The organism is Kitasatospora sp. NPDC023118 (assembly GCF_055560875.1).
This window is the reverse complement of sequence record NZ_JBVHHW010000007.1, coordinates 22,711-45,774: the sequence shown is the minus strand read 5'-3', so window position 1 is coordinate 45,774 and position 23,064 is coordinate 22,711. Positions and strand designations below refer to the sequence as shown.

Annotated in this window: 12 protein-coding genes; 7 read left to right on the top strand and 5 right to left on the bottom strand. The window is 73.1% G+C overall.

Annotation, left to right across the window (positions count from 1 at the left end; translation table 11 throughout):
* Positions 1 to 16: 16 nt before the first annotated feature.
* From ACZ3UD_RS10980 to ACZ3UD_RS10965, 4 genes are read left to right on the top strand one after another with little or no spacing between them, the layout of a single operon-like run.
* On the top strand, positions 17 to 9,259 hold the full coding sequence (locus ACZ3UD_RS10980; protein WP_465585143.1) for an amino acid adenylation domain-containing protein: 9,243 nt from the start codon (positions 17 to 19) through the stop codon (positions 9,257 to 9,259).
* Positions 9,246 to 10,940, top strand: coding sequence for a phytoene desaturase family protein (locus ACZ3UD_RS10975; protein WP_465585141.1), 1,695 nt, complete (start codon positions 9,246 to 9,248; stop codon positions 10,938 to 10,940). The genes ACZ3UD_RS10980 and ACZ3UD_RS10975 overlap by 14 nt, the downstream gene beginning before the upstream one ends.
* A gap of 26 nt (positions 10,941 to 10,966) precedes the next feature.
* Positions 10,967 to 12,631 (top strand): phytoene desaturase family protein, encoded by a 1,665-nt coding sequence (locus ACZ3UD_RS10970; protein ID WP_465585470.1) that lies wholly within the window; start codon positions 10,967 to 10,969, stop codon positions 12,629 to 12,631.
* Positions 12,628 to 13,683: an MDR family NADP-dependent oxidoreductase gene (locus ACZ3UD_RS10965; protein WP_465585139.1), complete on the top strand. Its 1,056-nt coding sequence runs from the start codon at positions 12,628 to 12,630 to the stop codon at positions 13,681 to 13,683. Before ACZ3UD_RS10970 ends, ACZ3UD_RS10965 begins: the two co-directional genes overlap by 4 nt.
* A gap of 237 nt (positions 13,684 to 13,920) precedes the next feature.
* On the opposite strand, the gene ACZ3UD_RS10960 is transcribed toward ACZ3UD_RS10965, so the two are convergent.
* Positions 13,921 to 15,138: a threonine synthase gene (locus tag ACZ3UD_RS10960; RefSeq protein WP_465585138.1), complete on the bottom strand. Its 1,218-nt coding sequence runs from the start codon at positions 15,136 to 15,138 to the stop codon at positions 13,921 to 13,923.
* A gap of 107 nt (positions 15,139 to 15,245) precedes the next feature.
* Between ACZ3UD_RS10960 and ACZ3UD_RS10955 the strand changes: the two genes are divergently transcribed.
* On the top strand, positions 15,246 to 15,545 hold the full coding sequence (locus ACZ3UD_RS10955) for a hypothetical protein (RefSeq protein ID WP_465585136.1): 300 nt from the start codon (positions 15,246 to 15,248) through the stop codon (positions 15,543 to 15,545).
* Positions 15,546 to 15,593: 48 nt separating this feature from the next.
* Here ACZ3UD_RS10955 and ACZ3UD_RS10950 read toward each other — a convergent pair whose 3' ends face one another.
* Together ACZ3UD_RS10950 and ACZ3UD_RS10945 are read right to left on the bottom strand one after the other, a co-directional pair.
* Positions 15,594 to 18,398 carry a penicillin acylase family protein gene (locus tag ACZ3UD_RS10950; RefSeq protein WP_465585134.1) on the bottom strand — a complete coding sequence of 935 codons (2,805 nt, stop codon included), beginning with the start codon at positions 18,396 to 18,398 and terminating at the stop codon, positions 15,594 to 15,596.
* A gap of 133 nt (positions 18,399 to 18,531) precedes the next feature.
* Positions 18,532 to 19,485: a LysR family transcriptional regulator gene (locus tag ACZ3UD_RS10945; RefSeq protein WP_465585132.1), complete on the bottom strand. Its 954-nt coding sequence runs from the start codon at positions 19,483 to 19,485 to the stop codon at positions 18,532 to 18,534.
* A gap of 72 nt (positions 19,486 to 19,557) precedes the next feature.
* Between ACZ3UD_RS10945 and ACZ3UD_RS10940 the strand changes: the two genes are divergently transcribed.
* On the top strand, positions 19,558 to 19,944 hold the full coding sequence (locus ACZ3UD_RS10940) for a RidA family protein (RefSeq protein ID WP_465585130.1): 387 nt from the start codon (positions 19,558 to 19,560) through the stop codon (positions 19,942 to 19,944).
* Between the two features lie 76 nt (positions 19,945 to 20,020).
* Here the strand turns inward: ACZ3UD_RS10940 and ACZ3UD_RS10935 are convergent, their stop codons facing one another.
* The gene (locus tag ACZ3UD_RS10935) at positions 20,021 to 20,389 is read right to left on the bottom strand and encodes a DUF4180 domain-containing protein (protein WP_465585128.1); all 369 of its coding nucleotides are present in this window, start codon (positions 20,387 to 20,389) and stop codon (positions 20,021 to 20,023) included.
* Positions 20,390 to 20,523: 134 nt separating this feature from the next.
* The gene (locus ACZ3UD_RS10930) at positions 20,524 to 21,204 is read right to left on the bottom strand and encodes a macro domain-containing protein (RefSeq protein ID WP_465585126.1); all 681 of its coding nucleotides are present in this window, start codon (positions 21,202 to 21,204) and stop codon (positions 20,524 to 20,526) included.
* A gap of 193 nt (positions 21,205 to 21,397) precedes the next feature.
* Here ACZ3UD_RS10930 and ACZ3UD_RS10925 point away from each other — a divergent pair, with 193 nt between their 5' ends.
* A complete protein-coding gene (locus ACZ3UD_RS10925) occupies positions 21,398 to 23,029 on the top strand; it encodes an ADP-ribosyltransferase domain-containing protein (protein WP_465585125.1) in 1,632 nt (543 codons plus the stop codon).
* The last annotated feature ends 35 nt before the right edge of the window (positions 23,030 to 23,064 follow it).

The following is a 23,064-nucleotide window of genomic DNA, read 5'->3' as shown; positions in this document are numbered from 1 at the left end:
GACCCCGGATTGGATCATGACCACCTCGCCCTTCGCCGTGCCCTGCGACCGGATCGCGATCACCGGGATCGGCTGCCGCCTGCCGGGACACGCCAACGACCACCGGACCTACTGGCGCAACCTGATCGAGGGTCGGGACTGCCTCACCGACACCCCCGCCGACCGGTACGACACCGGCACCCTGGGCAGCCGGGACCGCGCCAAGCCGGGGCGGCTGATCGGCGGCCGGGGCGGCTACATCGACGGCTTCGACACCTTCGACCCGGACTTCTTCGGCATCAGCCCGCGCGAGGCCGAGCACATGGACCCGCAGCAGCGCAAGCTCCTGGAGGTCAGCTGGGAGGCGTTGGAGGACGGCGGGCTGCTCCCCGGCGAGCTGGCCGGGCGGGACGTCGGCGTCTACATGGGCGCCTTCACCCTGGACTGGAAGATCCTGCAGTTCGCCGACCTCGACTTCGGCACCATCGCCGCGCACACCGCCACCGGCACGATGATGACGATGGTGTCCAACCGGATCTCGCACTGCTTCGACTTCCGCGGCCCCAGCGTCTCGATCGACACCGCCTGCAGCTCCTCGCTGGTCGCGGTCCACCTGGCCTGCCAGAGCCTGCTCCGCGGCGAATCCGAACTCGCCCTGGCCGGCGGCGCGTTGCTGCACATGGCGCCGCAGTACACGATCGCCGAGACCAAGGGCGGCTTCCTCTCCGCGGACGGCCGCTCGCGGGCCTTCGACGCCTCCGCCGACGGCTACGTCCGGGCCGAGGGCGTCGGCGTGGTGGTGCTCAAGCGGCTCTCCGACGCGCTGCGCGACGGCGACCCGGTGCACGCCGTCATCCTCGGCAGCGGCGTCAACCAGGACGGCCGCACCAGCGGCATCACCGTCCCCAGCGCGGACGCCCAGGTCGCCCTGATCGAGCGGGTCTGCGCCGAGGCCGGGGTGCTGCCCGGCAGCCTGCAGTACGTCGAGGCGCACGGCACCTCCACCCCGGTCGGCGACCCGATCGAGGCGGCCGCGCTCGGCCGGGTGCTAGGCATCGGCCGCCGTCCCGGGGACCGCTGCTACGTCGGCTCGGTGAAGACCAACATCGGGCACACCGAGGCCGCCGCCGGCGTCGCCGGGCTGATCAAGACCGCACTGGCCCTCAAGCACCGCCGCATCCCGCCGCACCTCAACCTGGAGCGGCCCAACCCCGGCATCGACCTGGCCGCGCTGCCCTTCGAGATCCCCACCGCCCCCGTCGACTGGCCCGAACACCAGGGCCCGGCCCGCGCGGGCGTCAACTCCTTCGGCTTCGGCGGCACCAACGCGCACGTCCTGCTGGAGGAGCCGCCGCTCCCCGCCCCGGCCCGGCCAGCGCCGCAGCCGGCCCGTACGGTGCTGCCGCTGAGCACCCGGGACCCCGCCGGACTGCCCGAGCTGGCCGGCGCCGTCCGCACCGAGCTGGCCGCCGGGACGGCGCTCGCCGACCTCGGCCACACCCTGGCCCACCGCCGCCAGCACCTGCCCGAGCGGCTCGCCGTGGTCTACTCCGGGCGGCAGGACCTGGACGAGGCGCTGGCCGCCCACGAGCGCGGCGAGGCGCACCCGAGGGTGGTCCAGGGGCGTGCCCGGGAGCGCCGACAGCGGCGGCTGGCCTGGGTGTTCACCGGCATGGGCCCGCAGTGGTGGGGGATGGGCCGGGGACTGTACGAGAGCGAGCCGGTCTACCGGGAGGCCGTGCGGGCCGTCGACCGGGAGATCCGCGAGCAGGCCGGCTGGTCGCTGCTGGAGGAGTCGGGCCGCGACGAGGCGGACTCCCGGATGGCCGAGACCTGGCTCGCCCAGCCCGCCAACTTCGCGGTCCAGGTGGGTCTTTCGGCACTCTGGCGGAGCCACGGCCTGGTGCCGGACGCGGTGGTCGGGCACAGCACCGGCGAGGTCGCCGCCTTCCACGAGGCCGGGGTCTACGACCTGGCCGACGCCGTCCGGGTGGTGCTCGCGCGCAGCGGGCTGCAACAGCGCCTGGCCGGGACGGGCTCGATGCTCGCCGTCGGTCTGCCGGAGGCCGAGGCGGAGCGGCGGATCCGTCCGTACCGTACCCGGGTATCGCTCGGCGCCGTCAACAGCCCCTCCGCGGTGACCCTCGCGGGGGACACCGAGGCGCTGCGCGAACTGGCCGAGGAGGTCAGGCGGCAGGGCGTGTTCGCCCGCTTCCTGGACGTCGAAATCCCGTACCACAGCGTGCGGATGGACCCGATCCGGGACGAGCTGCTCGCCGCGCTGGTCGGGATCAAGCCGCGCGAGGCGCAGCTGCCGCTCTACCTGACCGCCGACGAGGGGCTCGCCCGGGGGCCGGAACTGGACGGCGAGTACTGGTGGCGCAACGTCCGCAACCCGGTGCGCTTCCGGGCCGCCGTCGAGCGGATGGCCGAGGACGGCCACCGGCTGTTCCTGGAGCTCGGCCCGCACCCGGTGCTCGGGCACGCGATCCGCGAGTGCACCGAGCAGGCGCACACCCTGCCCTCGATCCGCCGGCACGAGGACGAGCCCGAGTGCTTCGCCCGTGCGCTGGCCGAACTGCACACCCTGGGCGTCGAGTTGAGCTGGGACGCGATGCAGCCGGCTGGGCGCCCGGTGCCGCTGCCGACCTACCCGTGGCGGCGCGACCGGTACTGGGTCGAGCCGAAGCCGGTGGAGCAGGTCCGGCTCGGGCGGGTCGACCACCCGCTGCTCGGCCGCCGCACCGCGAGCGCCCAGCCCTGCTGGACCACCGCGCTGGACCCGGAGCGGCTGCCGTACCTGGACGACCACCGGATCGAGGGCCAGGTGGTCTTCCCGGCCGCCGGGTACCTGGAGATGGCCGCCCAGGCCGTCCGGGCGCTCACCGGCGGCACCGAGGTGGTGCTGGCCGAGGTCGAGCTGAACCGGGCGCTGTTCCTCTCCGAGAGCGAGCCGGTCCCCGTCCAGCTCGGCTACGCGCCCGAGGACGCCCGCTTCACCATCGCCTCCACCCCGGCCGGCGGCGAACCCGCCGTGCACGCGAGCGGCCGGGTCCGCACCGGCCAGCGCCGCGCCCACCGGCCCGCACCGGACTTCGACGCACTGCGCTCCCGAGTCCGGCACGTCGACGGCCCCGACTGCTACCGGCGCCTCGCCGAGCGCGGCTACCACTACGGTCCCGCCTTCCAGGCCATCGCCGAGGCGTGGACCGGTCCCGACGAGGCGCTCGCCCTGATCCGGCCCACCCCGCGGTTCGGCCCCGGGGCCGCCGACCACCACCTGCACCCGGTGCTGCTGGACGCCTGCTTCCAGACCCTGCTGACCACCCGGCTGCACGCACCCGAGGGCGGCAGCGTCCGGCTGCCGGTCTCGATCGAGGAGGTCCGACTCGACCAGGTCGGCGACCGGCCGCTGTGGGCGCACGCCACCGTCACCCGGGACAGCGGCGAGGAACTCGTCGGCGACCTCGCCCTCTACGCCGAGGACGGCACCCCGCTCGGCCGGATCACCGGCTTCAAGGTCGCCGACGTCGCCCAGGCCTCCGCCTCGGTGGGCCTGGCCACCATCGACGGCTGGCTCACCGAGCTCGCCTGGACGCCGGCTCCGGCGGCGCCGCTCGACCAGCCGACCGGGGACCTGCTGCTGTTCGCCGACGGCGGCGGCCTCGCCGAGCGGCTGGCCGCCCTGGCCACCGAGCGCGGCGCCCGCTGCCACCTGGTCCGACCCGGCAGCTCGTACGCCGTCGCGGACGGGGAGACGACGGTGCGGCCCGGCTCCGCCGAGGACCTCCGGCGGCTGTTCGCCGACCTGGACCCGGCGTACCGGACCGTCGTCCACCTGTGGAACCTCGACCTGCCCGCCCTCGACGCCACCGACACCGGGCAGCTCGACCGGCTCGCCACCCTCGGCGCCTACTCGCTGATCGCCCTCGCCCAGGCGCTGCCCGCCGCCCGCCCGGACGGCCGGCTCCACATCGTCACCCGGGGCACCCAGGCCACCGGGCCCGGCGACCGGGTCGAACCGCTCGGCGCCTCCGCCTGGGGCATCGGGCGGGTGCTGTGGCAGCAGGAACTCGTCGCCCAGCGCGGCAGCCTGGTCGACCTCGACCCCGCGCTCGACGCCGGGGAGCAGGCCGAGGCGCTGCTCGCCGAACTCGGAGCCGGGGACGAGCAGGAGATCGCCCTGCGGGGCGGCGGCCGGCTCACCAGCCGGCTGCGCCGGGCGGAGGGCCTCACCCGGCCGCTGCCGCCGGTCCTGCGCCCCGACGGCAGCTATCTGGTCACCGGCGCCTTCGGCGCGCTCGGCCGACTGCTCTGCCGCACCCTGGTCAAACGCGGCGCCCGGCGGCTGATCCTGGTCGGCCGCACCGCCCTGCCGGAACGCGCCGAGTGGCGGGGGGCCGACCCGGAGAGCCCCGCCGGGGAGCGGATCGACTTCCTGCGCGAACTGGAGGCGCTCGGCGCCGAACCGCTGCTCGCCCCGGTGGACGTCACCGACGAGACCGCCCTGGCCGACTGGCTCGCCGACTACCGGCAGCGCCAACTCCCGCCGATCCGCGGGGTGTTCCACCTCGCCGGGCAGGTCCGGGACACCCTGCTGGCGCAGATGGACCGCGCGGCCTTCGACGCCGGGTACAGCCCCAAGGTGGTCGGCGGCCACCTGCTGCACCGACTGCTGCGGGCCGAACCGCTCGACCACTTCGTGCTGTTCGCCTCGGTCGCCTCACTGCTCACCACTGCCGGCCAGACCAACTACGCGGCCGGGAACGCCTTCCTGGACGCCCTGGCCCACCACCGCCGCTCCGCGGGCCTGCCCGCGCTCAGCCTGGACTGGGGCCCCTGGGCCACCGGCATGATCGAGGAACTGGGCCTGGTCGCCCACTACCGCGACGCGCGCGGCATGAGCTCGCTGCCGCCGGAGGCCGGAACCGCCGTGCTGGAGCGCGTCCTCGGGCAGGACCGGGCCCAGCTGCTGGTCGCCACCGTGGTCGACTGGCCGACCTTCCTCGCCTGGTACCCGGCCCCGCCGCCGCTCGTCGCCGACCTCGCGGCGAGTGCCGCCGAGCAGGCCCCGGCCGAGACCGGCGGCTTCCTGGACGCCTACCGCACCGCCGACCGGCAGGCCCGGCGGGAGCTGGTCACCGAGCGCTTCACCGCCGCCGCGGCGGCCGTCCTGCGGATCGGCGCCGAGCGGATCTGCCCGGACACCAGGCTCGGCGCGCACGGCCTGGACTCGCTGCTCGCGATGGAGCTGCGGGCCCGGGCGCACGGCGAACTCGGCGTCGCCCTGCCGGTGGTGGCGCTGCTCAGCAACGGCACCGTCGGCGACCTGGTCGACCTGCTCACCGAGGGCCTGGCCGAGCGGCTCGCCGCCGAGGGCGGCCCGGAGCAGACCGAGGTCGAGCTCCACACCGACGAGTCCCGCTACCCGCTCACCCACAACCAGCAGGCGCTGTGGTTCCTGCGCCAGCTGCACCCGGACGGCTTCGCGTACAACATCGGCGGCGCGGTCGAGGTGCGCGCCGAACTCGACCCGGAGCTGGTGTTCGCCGCCTTCGCCGTCCTGGTCGCCCGCCACCCCGGGCTGCGCGCCGCCTTCACCGCCGAACAGGGCCGCCCGGTCCAGCGCATCCGCGCCGAAGTCAACGCCGACACCGGGCTGTTCGATGTCGAGGGCCGCCCCTGGGAGGAGATCCACGAGCTGATCGTCCGCGAGTACCGGCGGCCGTACGACCTGGCCGAGGACCCGCTGGTGCGGCTGCGGCTGTTCCGGCGCGGGCCGGACCGCTGGGTGCTGATGAAGGCCGTCCACCACATCGTCTCGGACGCGATCTCCACCTTCACCTTCATCGAGGAGCTGTTCGAGGTCTACGAGGCACTGCGCCGGGGCCGCACCCCCGAACTGCCCCCGGTGGCCGCCCGCTACCTGGACTTCCTCAACCACCAGAACCGCTTCCTGGCCGGGCCGCAGGCGCAGCGGATGCTCGACTACTGGCGCGGCCACCTGCCGGCCGGGATGCCGGTGCTGGCACTGCCCACCGACAAGCCGCGCCCGGCGGTGCAGACCCACAACGGCGCCTCCGAGTTCTTCCGGCTGGACGCCGAACTCTCCGCACGGGTGCACGAGTTGGCCCGCACGCACAATGCCACCCCGTTCATGGTGCTGCTCGGCGCCTACTACCTGCTGCTGCACCGCTGGTCCGGGCAGCCGGACATCGTGGTCGGCAGCCCGGTCACCGGCCGCACCCAGGAGGAGTTCGCCTCCGTGTACGGCTACTTCGTCAACCCGCTGCCGCTGCACGTGAGTCTGGCCGGGGAGCCGACGGTGGCCGAGCTGCTGGCCCGGGTGCGGGAGACTGTGCTCGGCGGCCTGGACAACCAGGAGTACCCGTTCCCGCTGCTGGTCGAGCAGTTGGGGCTGCAGCACGACCCGAGCCGATCCGCGGTGTTCCAGGCGATGTTCATCCTGCTCACCCACAAGGTCGCCGTGGAACGCTTCGGATACCGCCTGGAGTACATCGAACTCCCGGAGGAGGAAGGTCAGTTCGACCTCACCCTGTCCGCCTACGAGGACCGGTCGGACGGTTGCTTCCACTGCGTGTTCAAGTACAACTCCGACCTCTTCGAGCCCGCCACCGTCCAGCGGCTGGCCGCGCACTACCGCAACCTGCTGGACGCCATGACCAGGGCCGCCGAGGGTGAGCCGGTCGGCCGGCTGCGGATGCTGGACCCGGCCGAACGCCGTCGGATCCTCGACGAGTTCAGCGGCGCCGAGCGGCGGATCGACGACGCGGTGCCGGTGCCCGAGCTGATCGCCAAGGTCGCCGCCGAGCACCCGGAGGCCGTCGCGGTGGTGGCCCCCGGCCGGGACGCCGTCCGGCGGGTCACCTACGGCGAGCTCGACCGGCGCGCCCGGCGCACCGCCGTACGGCTGCGCGAACTGGGTGTCGGCGAGGGCTCGGTGGTCGCGGTCTGCCTGGACAAGTCACCCGAGCTGATCACCACCCTGCTGGCGATCTGGCGGGCCGGCGCCGCCTACCTGCCGCTCGACCCCGGACACCCGGCCGACCGGCTGGCGTACCAGGTGGCCGACGCCGGGGCGGCCCTGGTCGTGGTGGACGAGCGGCGCCCGCTCCCGGCCGAACTGCCCGCGCCGCTGATCACCCTGGAGGAGCTGGACCGACCGGCCACCGCTGCCGGGCCGCTGCCCGCCGCGGACCCGGACCGGGCCGCGTACGTGATCCACACCTCCGGCTCCACCGGGCGCCCCAAGGGCGTGCGGGTCGACCACCGCAACCTGGCCGCGGTCACGGCCGGCTGGCGCGAGCAGTACCGGCTGGACACCGAGGCCCGGGTGCACCTGCAGATGGCCGGGACCGCCTTCGACGTGTTCTCCGGCGACCTCGCCCGGGCGCTCGGCACCGGCGGCACCCTCGTCCTGGTCGATCGCGAACTGCTCTTCGACACCGCCCGGCTGCACCGGGTGATGCGCCAGGAGGCCGTCGACTGCGGCGAGTTCGTCCCCGCCGTGGCCCGCGCCCTGCTCGCCCACTGCGAACGCGAGGGCCTGCGGCTGGACTTCCTGCGGCTGCTGATCGTCGGCTCCGACTCCTGGAAGGCCGCCGAGCACCGGCGGCTGCGCGCCCTGTGCGGGCCGGACACCAGGCTGGTCAATTCCTACGGCCTGACCGAGGCCACCGTCGACTCCAGCTACTACGAGGGCACCGCCGAGGAGCTGGAACCGGGCCGGATGGTCCCGATCGGCCGGCCCTTCCCGAACAGCGCGCTCTACATCCTCGACCGCTACGGCGAGCCCGTCCCGGCCGGGGTGCCCGGCGAGCTGTGGATCGGCGGCGCGGGCGTCGCCGCCGGCTACCCGAACGACCCGGAGCAGACCGAACGGCGCTTCACCACCCTGGAGTTCGACGGCACACCGCTGCGGCTCTACCGCACCGGCGACCTCGGCCACTGGGACACCGAGGGCACCGCGCACCTGCTCGGCCGGATCGACAACCAGGTCAAGGTGCGCGGCCACCGGATCGAGCTCGGAGAGATCGAGGCCCACCTCACCGCCCGGCCCGAACTCGCCCAGGCCTGCGTCGCCGTCCGGCAGGACTCCTCGGGCGAAGCCGTGCTGGCCGCCTACCTGGTGGCCGCCGAGGGCGTCGAGCTGGACCGCCGCGAACTGCGCCGCCACCTCGCCGAACACCTGCCCACCGTGATGATCCCCGCCTACCTCACCGAACTGCCCGCCCTGCCGCTCACCCCGAACGGCAAGGTCGACGTCGCCGCCCTGCCGGAGCCCAGGGCCGACATCGGCGCCGAGCGGCACGAACCGCCCGTCACCCTCTACGAGATCAGGGTCGCCGAGCACTGGAGGAACCTGCTCGGCCTGGACGAAGTCGGCCTCCAGCACGACTTCTTCGAGCTCGGCGGCAGCTCCATCCGGCTGATCGAGCTGATCCACCACCTGCAGACCGAGTTCAACATCAGCATCCCGGTCGGCCTGCTGTTCAAGGTCACCACCCTGCACGGCATGGCCCGCACCGTCGAGCAGATCATCACCGGAGAGGTGGCCGGCGGCGAATCGCACCTCTGGTTCAACTCCGAGGCGCCCGAGGCCCGTACGGTCTTCTGCTTTCCGCCGGCCGGCGGCCACGGGCTGGTCTACCGGCAGCTCGCCGCGCACCTGCCCGAGCACCGGATCGCCGCCTTCAACTACCTGACCGGCGACGACAAGACCGCCCGCTACGCCGACCTGGTCGAGGCGCTGCACGAGCCGGGCCCCTACGTCCTGCTCGGCTACTCACTCGGCGGCAACCTCGCCTTCGAGGTGGCCAAGGAACTGGAACGGCGCGGCCGCACCGTCGGCTCGGTGCTGCTGGTGGACGCCTACCGGAGCCTGGCAGCCTTCGACCTGGGCGAGGAGCACGTGGCCGTCTTCGAACGGGAGCTGCGCGAGCACCTGCACCGGCACACCGGCTCGCGGATCGTCGCCCAGGAGACCCTGGAACAGGCCCGGGACTACCTGGAGTTCTGCAGTCGCACCCCCAACACGGGCACCGTGAACGCCCGGCTCGACGTGGTCTGCGAGCGCGAGCGCCTCGCCGTGCACGAGGGCGGCGAGCCCGGCTCCTGGCACGGCGCCTCCACCACCGGCACCGCCGTGTACACCGGCCACGGCGACCACGCCGAGATGCTCGACGGCGAGTTCGCGGCCCGCAACGCCGAACTGGCGGGCGCCATCCTCGCCGGAGGCACCGTCGATGGCCGCGGCTGACCGCGGGCCGGACTGGTCCGCCAGGGAGCGGGCCGACGGCGGCCCGCCCCGGGTGATCGTGATCGGGGCCGGCCTGGCCGGCCTCGCCACCGGCTGCTACGCGCAGATGAGCGGCCTGGAGACCCGGATCTTCGAGAAGCACGTGCTGCCCGGCGGCTGCTGCACCGCCTGGTCCCGGCACGGCTACCTGTTCGACTACTGCATCGACTGGCTGATCGGCACCGCCGAAGGCACCGGCGCCCACCAGGTCTGGCGCGAACTCGGCGCCCTGGACGGCAAGTCGGTGACCCACTTCGACACCTTCAACCGGGTCGTCGACGAGCACGGCCGGGCCGTCACCTTCCACACCGACCCGGACCGACTGGAGGCCCACCTGCTGGCCCTCGCCCCCGGCGACGCCGCGCCGATCCGCGCCTTCTGCAAGGACCTGCGCCGCTTCGTCGCGATCGACCTGCCCTGGGACCTCACCCCGCCGCCGCTGCGCACCCCGGCCGAACGGCTGCGCACCCTGCGCACCGTGCTGCCCGCCTTCCGGCTGTTCTGGCGCACCGCGACCACCCCGATGAGCGGCTTCGCCGAGCGCTTCCAGGACCCGCTGCTGCGGCGGGCCTTCCCCGCCATGTTCCTGCAGGAGCCGGCCGGCTTCCCGCTGCTGCCGTACCTGTACACCCTGGCCGCCGCGCACACCGGCAACGCGGGCTTCCCGCAGGGCGGTTCGCTCGGACTGGCCCGCTCGGTGGAGGAGCGGTACACCTCGCTCGGCGGGGTGATCGGCTACCGCTGCCGGGTGGACCGGATCCTGGTCGAGGACGGCCGCGCCGTCGGCGTCGAACTGCGGGACGGCTCACGGCACTTCGCCGACCACGTGGTGGCCGCCTGCGACGGGCCGACGGTGCTCGACCGGCTGCTGGCGGGCCGCTACTCCAGCCCGGCCACCGACCGGCTGTACGGCGAACTGCTGGACAAGCCCGGCAACCTCTACCCGGCCGTGGTCTCCGCCTTCGTCGGCGTCGACGGACCGCTGCCCGCGGGCGAGCCGCACAGCACCACCTACCTGCTCCCGCCCGAGCAGGGCGCCCGGCTGCCCGGCTCGCTCCAGCACAGCCTGGTGGTGCAGCTGCGCTCCGACTACGCCGAGGGCTTCGCCCCGCCCGGCAAGTCGGTGCTGCACTGCACCTACTTCAGCGACTACCGCTCCTGGAAGGAGCTGCGGGTGCGCGACCGCCGGGCCTACCGGGCGCGCAAGCAGGAAGTCGCCGCGTTCGTCCGGGAGTTCCTGGCCCGGACCCACCCCGGCCTCGGCGGGCGGATCGAACTCGTCGACGTGGCCTCGCCGGTGACGACCGAGCGCTTCACCGGCAACACCTACGGCAGCATCCTCGCCTGGCAGGCCTTCTCCGAGGCCGAGGACGCCGCCAACCGCCTGGTCAACCGGGACCGGATGCGCCTGCCGGGTCTCAACGGCTTCTCCATGGCCGGGCAGTGGACCTCGCTCGGCGGACTGATCCGGGCGGCTACCAGCGGCCGGTACGCCGCCCAGTACCTCTGCCGGGAACTCGGCCGACCGTTCCGGGCCTGGCCCAGCGACAACCGGGAACCCTGGCACGCGGGCAAGTGGGGCCGCCTGCCGCAACTCGACCGGGCCACCGTGGGCCGGATGACCGTCGGAGGGCCGGAATGACGGGGATGAGCAGCGGCCGGCGGAGCATGGTGATCATCGGCGGCGGGCTCGGTGGCCTGTCCACCGGCTGCTACGCGCAGATGAACGGCTACCGCACCCGGATCCTGGAGATGCACGAGCTGCCCGGCGGCTGCTGCACCGCCTGGGACCGCGGCGAGTTCACCTTCGACTGCTGCGTCAGCTGGCTGCTGGGCAGCGGGCCGGGCAACGAGATGCACCGGATCTGGCTCGAACTCGGCGCCCTGCAGGGCAAGCGGATGCGCAACTTCGACGTCTTCAACGTGGTGCGCACCCGGGACGGGCGGGCCGTCTACTTCTACTCCGACCCGGACCGGCTGGAGGCCCACCTGCTGGACCTCGCCCCGGAGGACGCCCGGCAGATCCGGCAGTTCTGCGCCGGCCTGCGCAAGTTCCGTCTGGCACTGGCCCGTTACCCGTTCCTCAAGCCGGTCGGGCTGATGGGCCGGTGGGAGCGCTGGCGGATGCTCGCCTCCTTCCTGCCGTACGTCAACGTGATCCGGCGCTCGATCACGGTGCTGATGAGCGACTACTCGGCGCGGTTCCGCAGCCCGCTGCTGCGCGAGGCCTTCAACTTCGTGCTGTACGAGAAGCACCCCAACTTCCCGGTGCTGCCGACCTACTTTCAACTCGCGTCGCACGCCGGGCAGTCGGCCGGAGTGCCGGAGGGCGGCTCGCTCGGCCTGGCCCGCTCGGTCGAGCAGCGCTACCGGCGGCTCGGCGGCGAGATCACCTACAACGCCAAGGTGACCGAGATCCTGGTCGAACGGGACGCGGCGGTCGGGGTGCGGCTGAGCGACGGCCGGGAGGTGCGCGCCGACATCGTGGTGGCGGCCTGCGACGGGCGGACCACCGTGATGGACCTGCTCAAGGGCCGCTACCTGAACGACACCTACCGCCGGCTGTACACCGAGACGCTCACCGAGCCGGGCATGGTCTTCCCCGGCTACCTGACCGTCTTCCTCGGCCTGCGCCGGCCCTTCCCGGCGGGCGACCCGTGCACCACGTACCTGCTGGAGGAGGAGTTCGCGGCGCGGCTCACCGGCATCCGGCACCCCAGCATCAACATCCAGTTCCGCAGCCGCCACTACCCGGAGCTGTCGCCCGAATCGACCACCGTCGTCTACGCCAGCTACTTCTGCGACATCGCCCCCTGGCGGCGGTTGAGCACCGGCCCCGAGCAGGCGCCCCGGCTGCGGCGCGGCGAGGAGCTGCACACCCTGCCGGTCGGCCGGGGCCGGGAGTACCAGCGGGAGAAGCGCCGGGTGCGCGACGCCGTCATCGAGTTCCTGGACGGGCACCACCCGGGGCTGAGGGACGCGGTGGCCGTCAAGGACGTCTCCACCCCGCTCACCCAGGTCCGCTACACCGGCAACTACGACGGCACGGTGCTCGGTTGGCAGCCGTTCGTGGAGAGCGGCGAGACCCTGGAGGAGGAGGTCAAGCGCAACGGCCCGGGGCTGCCGGGCCTGGCCGACTTCTACCTCTCCGGGGTCTGGGCGACCACCGGCGGCCTGATCCGCGCGGCCGCCGCCGGCCGGCACGTCGTCCAGTTCATCTGCCGCGACGACCGCAGGCCGTTCACCGCTGAGGTGGACGACAGCGCGCCGCCGCCCACCCTGATCACCGAACCGGTCGGACCCGACGACCGGGAGTTTGGAGTCACTTCGTGAGGATCGAGAAGTGGGTCGTCCGGGAGCACCTGGACGGCGTGCCGGACGTGGACCGGATGTACCGGAAGGTCGTCGAGGAGGTGGACGTCCGGCTCGCCGAGGACGAGATGCTGTTGCGCACGCGCTACGTGTCGGTGGACCCGTACCTGCAGGGCATCGCGCTGGACACCCCGATCGGCGACCACATGGGCGCCGACTCGATCATGGAGGTGCTGGAGGCCGGGCCGGCCGCGCGCTTCGCGGTCGGCGACCTGGTCCAGGGCTTCGGCGGCTGGCGCACCCATGTGGTCAGCGACGGCGCTCCGAGCCTGTGGCAGACCGGCACCTTCCCGATGGTCTTCCCGGCCTACCGCCGGCTGGACCGCTCGGACTACGACGAGCGGCTGCCGGTCACCACCGCGCTCGGGGTCCTGGGCGGGCCCGGGATGACGGCCTGGGGGACGGTGGAGAAGTTCCTCGACGTGCGACCCGGCATGACCGTGGTGGTCAGCGGGGCCAGCGGCGCCGTCGGCTCGGTGGTCGGGCAGCTGGCCAAGCACCGCGGTGCGCGGGTCATCGGTACCACGGCGACCCCGGCGAAGGCGGACTGGCTGCGGGAGCTGGGCTTCGACGAGGTGCTGCACTACCGCGACGGCGACGATCCGGAGCGGGTGGCCAAGGAGCTGGCCGGGTTCGCCCCGGGCGGGGTCGACCGTTACTTCGACAGCCTGGGCGGCACGCTCACCGACGCGGTGTTCGGGATGCTCGCGGTGGACAGCCGGGTGGCGGTCTGCTGGCAGTGGGGGAGCCAGGTCGGCGGCGAGTGGGCCGGGCCCAGGCTACTGCCGATGATCATGTTCCCGCGCACGACGATCCGCGGCGTCTTCTCGCTGGAGTGGTTCACCGAGGAGAACTGGGCCGCGCTGCGGCGGGACCTCGGCGCGCTGGTCCGCAACGGGGACCTGCGCTACCGGCAGACCGTCCACCAGGGGTTCGACGGCATTCCGGCGGCGTACCGCAGCCTCTACGAGGACCGCTCGGCGAGCCGGGGGAAGGTGCTGGTCGAGCTCTGACGCACCGCCCGTTCTGAACGGAGTCCTGGCGGGCCTCGACCAGGCCCTGGACGGCTGCGCCTTCACCCTCCCGGCCGGCGGGGTGGTCGCCCTGGTCGGCGCGGCGCGAACGCCGCGCCCGACCTGACGCTGTTCGTGGTGTCGCTGGCGGTCACCTGGTGGCTGGTGCGGCGGGGGCGCGGGCCGCGGCGTAACGGGGGCGAAGCGGGGGGCTATCGGACGGGGTCCGGGACCGGGTCAGCCGGTGATGCCCGCGGCGCGCAGGCGGCGTTCGACCTCCGCCCACTCGGGGGTGACCGGAGTGGTCGGGCGGGTGCCGGCGCCCTTGTCCTTGAAGCCGCTGGAGGTGGAGACGCAGACCACCGGGCCCTCGCCCAGCGCCTCTTCGCCGAGGCTGCGCAGGCCGGCCAGGCCGGCCGCCGAGGACAGCTCCGCCCACAGCCCGGCGCGGGCCAGCTCGCGCTGGGCGTCGGCGAGTTGGCCGTCGTCCACGGTCAGTGCCCGGCCGCCGCTCTCGCGCACCGCGACCACGCCCCGGTAGCCGCTGACCGGGGAGGCGATCGAGTAGGCGTCGCTCGGGCCGACCGTCACGCGGGCGGCCGGGACACCCTGCGCGATCGCCCGCCGCAGCGGGCCGGAGGCCGCGGACTCGCAGGAGAAGACGCGCGGCACCCGGTCGGTCAGGCCGAGGCGGCGCAGCTCGGCGAAGCCCTTCCAGACACCGAACAGCAGCTCGCCGTACCCGGTCGGCACGAACACCGCGCTCGGCACGCCCACGTCCTGGAAGATCTCGTACGCCACGGTCTTGTAGCCCTCGGGGCCGTAGGCGTGGCCGGTGTGGGTGGTGGTCAGGTTGCTGACCGGGTGCAGGCCGAACCGCTCGACCACCTGCCGCAGCAGCGGCCAGCGGGCCTCCCACGGCACCGGGAGCACCACCGCGCCGTAGGCGTTGAGGAACGCGTCCACGGCCGGCGGCACGTCGGGGCCGGTGAAGACGACGCAGGGCAGTCCGGCGCGGGCGGCGTAGGCGGCGGCCGAGGCGCCGTGGTTGCCGGAGGACGCGACCGCGATGCCGGGCGCGCCGACGCCCACGGCGGCGCCGGCGGTGCAGCGGTTCAGCCGGTCCTTGTGGCTCCAGGTGGGGTTGCGGGACTCGTCCTTGATGTGGACGCCCGGCTGGATCTCCACCAGCGGGGTGGCGCCCTCGCCGAGGCCCGGCGCGAGCAGCGGGGGCAGCAGCGGCGCCCACCGCTCCAGGCCGCCGCGGGCCTTGACGGGGGCGAACAGGCCGGCCGGGTCGGCCTTGTCGTAGGCGTAGTCGACCTCGACGGGGTAGGAGACGTCCTTCGAGCCGGTCTGCGGGCATCCTGCGGTGAGCGGGGGCCAGAGCGGGTAGTGGAGGTCGGGGTCGCCGAGCGAGCGCTGTCCGGTCGCGAGGGAGTCGTCTGCTGCCATGTAAGCACCATAGCTGTGTTTCAGGTGCTACAGGGCGGGGTTTTTGATTCCCCCGCGGGCGGGCACACTCACCGGGACGTCGGAGACCGGACAGGAGCTGGGGCGGCATGGACAGCGGCATGCGGGCGATGGTCGACGCGGTGGCCGAGGCGCGGCGGCAGTTGCGGGAGAACGCGCTGCCGAAGGCGCGGGACACCGGCCGGGAGAAGGTTCCGGAGGCGGAGGAGGCGGCGCTGTTGGGGGCGCTCGCCGCCCTGGTGGAGAGCGCGGGGGAACTGGCCTACGCCGTCGCCGATCGGATCTCCCCCGACAATTCCGAAGCATACGTGCAGGCGTACAGGCGCTTGGACCGCGAGGCCCGCAACCTGCGGAGCGAGGAGCGGAAGGCCGACGGGCGGGCGAAGTGACGCCGCCGGCGCCCTCTGCGTGGGCGCCGGCGGACGTGGGCCGACCGCTCAGCGGTGGCTGGCGAACTGCACCACCTGCTGGTACGTCGGGCGGTTCTGCCAGGTGGTCTTGTCGTCCGTCACCCCGCCCAGCGGCCGCTGGATGATGGTGTCGGCGCACCACTGGTCGCCGGCCGAGCAGTCGCCGTCGCCCGGGTAGACCTGGGTGGGCGTCTGGGCGGCCGCCTGGCTCAGGGTGTTCAGCAGTACGTTCCGGCAGGCCGTCAGGTCGCCCCCGCCGCAGAACGGGCGGGCCAGCGGTCCGCCGACCGGGTCGCCGAGGACGGAGCGCAGGTCCTTGTCCAGGTAGCTCCACCAGCCGTACTGGAAGGCCGAACCCTTGTGCGGGATGGACTCGTTGGCGCTCACCGGGCCGCCGCCGGCGGCGCCGGTCTGCCGGCCGGAGGGCGATTCGTTGATCTGCAGCGCGCCGGTCAGGGCGGTGAACAGTTGGTCGCCGAGCCCCGGCCGCATGACGCCGTCGGCGACCAGCGGCCACCAGGCGTCCATCACCCGGATCGCGGCGGCGTCCGCGTAGGTGTGGCTGCCGGCAGACGTCTCCTTCCGCTGGCCGCCGTTGGCGAGCCAGGCCTCCAGCTGTTGCAGCGCGGTGAGGGTCGCCGGGTCGGTGACCGGCCCGCTGCGCAGGACCCGGATCAGGTCGGGGAGGACGTCCTCGGCCCGCAGGTCGGTGAGCGCGGCGCTCTCCATGGCCTGGGTGAGCGAGACCCGGCCGGCCTTGCCGCCGTTCTTGAGCAGCGCCTTGACCCGGTCGTCGAGCAGGTTGGCGCGGTGCACCGAGCCGTTGCCGAAGCCGGCGGTGGTGTAGCCGTCGGCCTGCTTGTTGTTCCAGGAGACGTAGTAGTCCTGGTTGACGGACTGGGGGTGCTCGGCAGGCGGGGTGTACCGGGCGGTGTTGGTGGCCGGGTCGAAGCCGGCCCACTCGTAGGCGGGTTGGGCGAGGACGGGCAGGCCGGCGTCGACGCCGGGGGCGCGCACCGGGTTGCTGCCGGAGTTGTAGTACGCGATGTCGCGGGAGTCGGCGTAGAACCAGTTGAAGGTGTAGTTGATGTCCTGCGCCGCCCGCTGGAAGCTCGGTGCGTCGTGGACCGCGGCGGGGTCGTTCAACTCCTGGAAGCCGATGATGGAATCGGCCTCGTGCCGGTAGGTGGAGCGCAACGAGGTGAACGCGACGGGCGTGCCGCTGACGGTGCCCCGGGCGGTCACCAGGCCGTAGTCGGAGCGGTACATCACCAGGGTGTACGAGCCGGCTGGGGTGGAGTCGGCGGTGGTCGGGCTCCACGCGTCCTTGCGTTCCAGCCGGTCGAAGGGCAGGCACTGGCCGTGCCAGAGGTAGGAGTTGGCGGCGGTGGTGACCGGCGAGCCGTCGGTGGTGCAGAGCGGGACGGCGTAGGTGTCGGTGATGTCCTGCCCGGCCGAGGTGGCGCTCCAGGCGTAGTCCTGGCCGCGGCCGAGCTGCACGTAGAAGCTCAGGCCCGCGAAGGCCGCGCCGCGCGCGCTGATCCCGGGGCCCTGGATCTCCTCCAGCATCAGCAACTGCGGTGCGAAGTAACCGGTTTGCGGGCCGAACACGGCGACCGGGTGGCCGTCGTCGGTATGCGCGCCGGAGACCAGCAGGGCGTTGGACATGCCGTGCTTGGCAGTGAGCAGGTTGCCAGGCAGGACGCCGTTCGCGGTGGTCGTGGTCGACCCCGCCGAGCCGGTGGCGTCGTAGATCATCCGCTCGGGCACCACCGAGCCGGGGTCGGGCAGCGCCTGGCCCTGCGGCTGGTCGGGCACGGTGGCGTACGGGAAGCTCTGCCCGTCGTGCAGGGTCTGCACGGCCTCGGGGTCGTCGGCCTCGCGCAGCGACTTCCAGAGCGCGTCCCCGGCGTCCTTGCCGTAGCGGGCCTCGGCGGCCGACTTGACCTGGGCGGAGGCGAGTTCGTTGCCGCCGCCCGCGCCGAACAGCGCGCCGACCACGGAGGCCAGGGCGACCAGGTCGGTCAGCTTGAACGGTTCGATCGAACCGGCGTTGGTGATCGGGTCGATGTGCCCGGTGAGGTCGTACTCGCCGGGGAAGGTGCGGCCGTTGTACGCCTGCGTGACGTACTGGTTGATGCCGTCGAGGTAGGCGTTCGCGTCGGCCAGCGCCTGGGCGGCCCGGCCGCCGCGGGCGGCGAGCGCGTCGATCTGCTGCTGCAACTCGGCCTCGGTGTACGGCGCGGCCTGCCAGAAGCTCTGCTCCAGCTGGCGGTTGGCGGCGGCGCCGCCCGCGAAGCCGGACAGCTCGCCGCGGCCGACGTGCCGGAACAGGTCCATCACCCAGAGCCGGTCCTGCGCGGCGGCGTAGCCCGCGCCGAACTCGGTGCCGTAGCGGCTGGTGCCGGTGATGTGGGGCACTCCGGCGGCCTTGTCACGCACGATGGTGACGTCCGGGCGCGGGGAGGTGGTGCTGGCCACCTGGTCGGCGGGGACGCCGAAGGAGGCGTCGTTGAAGAAGCTGCGCAGCCCGGCCGCGGTGAGCCCGGGGTACCCGGAGGCGAGCGCCGCGTACGGGCCGAGCTGGTCGTCGGTGTGCGCGGGGCGGCTGCCGAACATCCGGTTGAGCAGGATCTCGGCGAGCGTCGCGTTGCCGTTCTCGCCGGGCGGGAGGATGTCGGTGCAGTGGCCGCCGCAGTAGTCGGCGGCGGCCGTCGTGGTGTCGCTGGGGACGGCGGTGGCGGTGGTGGGGGTGGTCAGGGCGGCGGTGACGAGTAGGGCCGACGCGAGGGCGACGGCCGGGAAGCGGAGGCGGTGGGGGCGTGGGCGCAAGGCGAGCTCCTCCGTCGAAGCCACGGGGAGTCGACGGTAGGGGTGCTACTGGACGGTTGGCTAGTGGCGTGCATGCCATTTCGTCTTTGCTGCGGCGGAGTTGACGGGCGGACGGATGGGGCCGGTTTGATGGTCAGTGGCGTCGGCTATCGCCGCTCGCGTCGGTGGAAGATCGTCCGTCGGCGGTGGGGTCGGGCTGGCTGACGGCCGTCAACAGGTGGGCCACCAGGGGATTCCGGTCGTTCCGGCGCCAGGCGACGGCCACTCGGGTGCGGTCGGTGCCGGGCTCGATCCGGCGGAACGCGACGCCCCTGAGCCGGATGCGACGGATGCTCGCCGGGGCGAGCGAGACGCCGAGGCCGGCCTGCACTAGCGCGCACACGGTCTGCCACTCCACTGCGTGCTGCCCGATCCGCGGGGTGAAGCCCGCCGCGGTGCACAGGCCGGTGATCCGGTCGTACAGCTGCGGGCCGACCGCGCGGGGGAGCAGCACGAACGGCGAGTCCGCCAACTGGGCGAGCCGGACGGTCCGCTGGGCGGCGAGCGGGTGGGTGGACGGGAGTACGGCGACGAAGCTTTCGCTGAGCACGGTGCGGAAGCAGAGCTCCGGCTCGGCCTCGGGCGGTTCGCGCAGCAGGCCGAGGTCGATGCCCCGGTCGTGCAGGGCGGCGAGCTGCGGCGCGGTGGTCATCTCGCGGATGTCCAGGCGCACGCCCGGGTGTCGCTCCCGGAAGGTGTGCAGCAGGCCGGGCAGGACGGTGAGCGCGAGCGAAGCGGAGAAGCCGATCCGCAGCCGGCCCGTCTCGCCGCTGCCGACGGCGCGGGCGGCGGCCAGGCCGTCCGCGAGCTCGGTCAGTACCCGGCGCGCGGTGGGCAGCAGCTCCCGGCCGGCCGCCGTCAGCGTGATGCCGCCGGGTTCGCGGTGGAACAGCGGATGCCCGACCTTCTCCTCCAGGCGGCGGATCTGCTGGCTCAGCGGCGGTTGGGCGATGCCCAACCGGGCGGCCGCGTGGCCGAAGTGGAGTTCCTCGGCGAGGACGGTGAAGGTGTACAGCTGGGGGAGGGGGAGTTCGGGGCGCTGCTCCATACGCCCAGGGATATCACGTCATGACTCATGGTGTATTGGACGTATCGGTGCAGGCCACCTAGCGTTCCGCGCATGACAGAGCGACGTGCGATCCTCAGCGGTTCGATCTTCGAGGAGCAGATCGGTTACGCCCGTGCCGTGGTGGACGGTGACTGGGTGCATGTGTCCGGCACGACCGGGTTCGACTACGCCGCCATGACGATCTCCGAGGACGTGGTGGAGCAGGCCGAGCAGTGCCTGCGCAACATCGGGGCCGCGCTGGCCGAGGCGGGGTGCGGCTTCGGCGACGTGGTCCGGGTGCGCTACCTGTTGCCCGAGCGCGCGGACTTCGAGCCCTGCTGGCCGGTGCTGCGCCGCTGCTTCGGCGACGTCCGGCCGGCCGCCACCATGATGGTGTGCGGTCTGGCCGACCCTCGGATGAGGATCGAGATCGAGGTGTCCGCGCGGCGGGCCGCCTGACCGCAGGCCCCCGGTTCCGGCGACGGGCCCGGATCCGACGGCGGCCGTCGGATCCGGGCGCGCGGTCCACGTGCCGTCAGGCGAGGCCCGCCAGGCGGGCGGAGAGGGCCTCGGTGTCCGGGAGGAACCAGATGTGGTCGGCCGCGTTGGACTCGTGGACCAGCGAGCGCAGCGCCGAACTGGCCTCCAGCTGGCGGGAGATGTCGCCGATGACGGCCAGCCGGACATGGTAGTTGACGAACTTCTGCATGACCTCGCCGGCGAACCCGGTGCTCAGGACGAAGAACTTGTCGTCCAGTCGCTCGGCGGGCACGGCGACGATCCCGGCGCCGACGTAGGTCGCGCCGATGAGATCCAGTGCGTCCTGCACGGTGGTGATCGCGGGCCCGGCCGCGTCGCACACGAGCACCTTCACCCCGCTCAGTTCCTGCACTGTGTCTGCCATGGCGCTCTCCTGCCGGTCGGGCGTGATGATCCGGATGCGATCACCGTGTACGAGCCTCAATGTAGGCGGACGGGCCCGGCGCCCGGAACCGATTTACCGGCCCGCCGCGGGTCGCGTACCGGGTGCAGCCGCGGCTACCGCCCGGACCGGCTGCTGCCCGTGGGCGCGGAGATGCGCACCCGCTGGGTGGCGGGAGCCTTCTCGATGTCGTCGAGCTGGGCGAGGATGGTGGCGCGCAGCTCCTCGTCGCTCTCGAAGCTGTGGTCGTTGAACAGCGTGTAGCCCGTCCACATCAGGTTGGCGCACACCCGGGCCGGGACCCGGCCGGTCCGGGCGCCCATGCCGACCAGCGCCACCGACCGGATGCTGCCCGGCGCCAGCCGGTTCTGCCGGTGCACGGCCTGGAAGGCGGCGGCGCAGGCGAGCGCCACGTTCAGTGTCTCGCTCACGTTCTGCGAGGAGGTCTGCATCGTGGGCGCCGAGATCAGGAACTTCGGGTTGACCGCCCCGGACGGCACGCAGACCGCGCCGCCCACCGGCAGCGTGCCCGCGTAGCGGTCGCGTATCGCCCGCTGCACCCGCAGCTGGATGCCCGCCCCCAGGTGCCGCTTGATCGCCGCGTCCGTCCCGCCGTCCATCCGGCCACGGGAGTTGGTCGGGCTGACCCAGGCGTCGACCTCCTCGGCGAGGATCGAGCCGTGCCGGATCTCGATGCCGGGGGTGTCGGCGAAGGCCGCCCGCCACGACTCGACCACCGTCGTGTTGAGGTCGGCCAGCACCACCCTCAGCGGGGACTGCGTGCGGTCCGTCGTCATGCTGCAACTCCTGTCGTTCGTCGAGCTGTTTCCCGGTGTCGATCAGGACGTTAGCGCGCAACACCGACAATCAGCCCGCCGCCGACCGGCCGCCCGGATTGTCGGTCCCGGCTGCTAGGAATGTGCTGTCCGCCGGGAAGCTGACGGACAGTCACCGTCCGTTTCCGTGATCCGATCCAGCCGGAGTACCACCATGAGCGCTGCCGACACCCCCGCCGCTGCCCAGCCCGAGCCGAACGACCCGAACGACCCGCTGGCCCTCGCGGAGCTGTTCCGTGGCGGTGGCGAGCCGTGGCTCCCGCTGCTGAAGCCGGTCATCGAGGCACGGCCCGGCGCGGCCTCGTTCATCGGCCCGGGCCGTAGCCCGGAGGTCGTGCCCGTCCGCGAGCTGACCTTCCAGGCGCTCAAGCCGCACGCGCCGCACAAGTGGAAGGTCGTGGTCTTCGGCCAGAACCCCTACCCGCGGCCGGAGAGCGCCACCGGCATCGCCATGTTCGACAACACCTTCCACGACTGGAAGGACAGCCAGTTCGGCCGGGTGATCAGCATCCGCTGCATCATCAAGGCCGCGGCGATGTGGAAGTACGGCATCCCCAAGAAGACGCCGATCGCCGACATACGGGCGCTGCTGAAGGAGCGGGAGACCGTCCAGCCGCCGGAGTGGTTCCAGGCGATGCTGACCCAGGGCGTGCTGCTGCTGAACGCGGCCCTGACCGCCAGCGCCGACGGCGCGATGGGGCCGGACCAGCACACCGGGTTCTGGCGGCCGGTGGCCGAGCGGATCATCGAGGAGATCCTCCGGGCCAAGCAGCAGGCCGACGAGGAGGACCGGGGCGTCGTCTTCGCCTGGTGGGGCGCGCACGCGCGCAGCCTGAAGAACGTGGTGCTGCGGCTGCAGAAGAAGTACCCCGAGGTCGAGGTCCGCCACATCGACCACGCCAACCCGGCCGCCCAGGGTGACATCTTCTGCGACGGCGACCACTTCGCCACGGTGAACGCCGCGCTCGCCTCGCTCGGCTCCGAGGAGGTCGACTGGCTCCCCAGCGCGGGCTGGAACGCCGGTGCGGCGCAGGGCGGGGGTGCGGACGGCGGGGTCGCCGAGCGGATGGGCGCGTTCATCGCCTCGACCATGGAGCTGCACCAGCTCTACCTGGACCGACTCGCGAGCGTCAAGGACGAGGGCCTCGAACTCCCGGCGATCAGCGGGGTGTTCGACACGCCGCTGATGGACTTCCGGGGGGCCGTGGCCCCGGTGGCCGAGCTGCTCCGGGGCCTGGACCGGCACGTCGCGCTGTCGCACGACTTCGGCAAGCGGCGCGCCGACGAGGGGGAGTCCGGCCTGTCCGCCGACGCGATCGCGGCGCTCTACCTCTACACCTGTGAGTCCGCGTTCTACCGGGAGATCAACGCGGTGCTGCGCTCGCCGGACCGCGGCCGGCTGGTGCCGTACCTGCCGTACCTGCGGCTGCTGTTCGCGGCGGTCTCGCAGCTTCCGGTGCGCACCGAGCCGCTCTGGCGCGGGGTCTCGCTGGACCTGCGCAAGCAGTACCCGCTCGGGCGGACGGTCACGTGGTGGGGCGTGTCCTCCTGCACCTCCAAGCTCGGCGTGGCCCAGTCCTTCCTGGGCAGCCGGGGCAAGCGGACGCTGTTCGAGGTGCGCCCGCTGCGGGCCGCGGGCATCCAGCGGTTCTCGGCGTTCACAGGGGAGGAGGAGTTCATCCTGCTGCCGGGCACCCAGCTGAAGGTCACGGACGTACGGGCCCAGCGCGGCGGGCTGTGCACCGTGACGCTGACCGAGGTCGAGGAGGCGCCCCTGGTGTCCTGAGTCGACCACAGCTTCCAATGTGTGACTCAGTTAGG

Coding starts and splice junctions, on each gene's coding strand:
- ACZ3UD_RS10980 (WP_465585143.1), top strand. CDS start 17: ATGACCACCTCGCCCTTCGCCGTGCCCTGCGACCGGATCGCGATCACC.
- ACZ3UD_RS10975 (WP_465585141.1), top strand. CDS start 9,246: ATGGCCGCGGCTGACCGCGGGCCGGACTGGTCCGCCAGGGAGCGGGCC.
- ACZ3UD_RS10970 (WP_465585470.1), top strand. CDS start 10,967: ATGGTGATCATCGGCGGCGGGCTCGGTGGCCTGTCCACCGGCTGCTAC.
- ACZ3UD_RS10960 (WP_465585138.1), bottom strand. CDS start 15,138: ATGGCAGCAGACGACTCCCTCGCGACCGGACAGCGCTCGCTCGGCGAC.
- ACZ3UD_RS10955 (WP_465585136.1), top strand. CDS start 15,246: ATGGACAGCGGCATGCGGGCGATGGTCGACGCGGTGGCCGAGGCGCGG.
- ACZ3UD_RS10945 (WP_465585132.1), bottom strand. CDS start 19,485: ATGGAGCAGCGCCCCGAACTCCCCCTCCCCCAGCTGTACACCTTCACC.
- ACZ3UD_RS10940 (WP_465585130.1), top strand. CDS start 19,558: ATGACAGAGCGACGTGCGATCCTCAGCGGTTCGATCTTCGAGGAGCAG.
- ACZ3UD_RS10935 (WP_465585128.1), bottom strand. CDS start 20,389: ATGGCAGACACAGTGCAGGAACTGAGCGGGGTGAAGGTGCTCGTGTGC.
- ACZ3UD_RS10930 (WP_465585126.1), bottom strand. CDS start 21,204: ATGACGACGGACCGCACGCAGTCCCCGCTGAGGGTGGTGCTGGCCGAC.
- ACZ3UD_RS10925 (WP_465585125.1), top strand. CDS start 21,398: ATGAGCGCTGCCGACACCCCCGCCGCTGCCCAGCCCGAGCCGAACGAC.